The organism is Gardnerella sp. 30-4 (genome assembly GCF_001641215.1).
GTDB classification, from domain to species: Bacteria; Actinomycetota; Actinomycetes; order Actinomycetales; family Bifidobacteriaceae; genus Bifidobacterium; species Bifidobacterium leopoldii.
The window spans coordinates 1-983 of the sequence record NZ_LXJL01000020.1 but is presented as its reverse complement, the minus strand read 5'-3'; the positions used below and the strand labels follow the sequence as shown (position 1 = coordinate 983).

The following is a 983-nucleotide window of genomic DNA, read 5'->3' as shown; positions in this document are numbered from 1 at the left end:
GGATTAGGTGCGTTATTTTATTCTGGAAAATCATTTGAAAAATAAAAATAGTACGATACGTAATGTGTATTTTCCGTTGATGCCATCTACTAAACTGTGGTGAGGTTATTATTTCATTAGCAAGAATGCTGCTAGGAACTAGTCTTAGCATGCGAAATAAAGGGTTGAAGGATAACAATGCCTAAAATTCAGATGCGTGATAATAAGCAGGGAGATTCATCTGCTACTCGCCTACAAAGAACCATAGAAAATCGCGAACGTGCCGCGCGTGAGCGTCGTCAGCAAGCAATTATCGGCGTTATTGTAGTAATTATTGTTGCGGCTATGTTGGCTGCTGTAGGCATTACTGCGTATCAGGCAGCTTACGTTCAGCCTCAGAAAAAAGTAGAGCAATCTGCAAAATCTAATCATAATTTGGATAATATTGATCCAAGTATTCGTCCAAGCGGTGTTAATTCTAAGAATGGAATTCTTCTTAGCAAGGATGGGTACGGTAAGCAAGCTGCTGGTGCTCCTACAGTTGCTACTTATTTTGATCCTTTGTGCCCTGGCTGTGGAAACTTTAATCGTACTGTTGATGAAACTTTAATTAAAATGGTTGAAGCAGGTCAAATTAACCTAGAACTTCACCCAATGTCATTCTTGGATGGACTTTCTACTGACCATTACTCGACTCGTGTTTCTAGTGCTATTGCTTATATCGCTTCATATGATAACGATCCAAAGCATTTGCTTCAGTTTATCAATGGTATTTTTAACGAAAAATTCCAGCCGGAAGAAGGCGAGGGATATAAGCCTGTAAGCAATAAAGAATTGATTAAACTGGCTAAGAAATCTGGAATTCCAAACGAAATTGCAAGTAAAGCTTTTAACCGCCAATATTTGAAGTGGCAGCTGCTAGTTAATAAATACACTCCTGATCGTAAGGAATTGTGGAATGTCAGCGGTTCAAATAAAGGATCTATGACAACTCCAACAGTAAC

1 protein-coding gene is annotated in these 983 nt (G+C 38.8%); it reads left to right on the top strand.

What is annotated here, in order from left to right; translation table 11 throughout:
* Positions 1–177: 177 nt before the first annotated feature.
* The coding region (locus A5294_RS01905) for a thioredoxin domain-containing protein (protein WP_064340305.1) at positions 178–983 on the top strand (806 nt) is incomplete at its 3' end.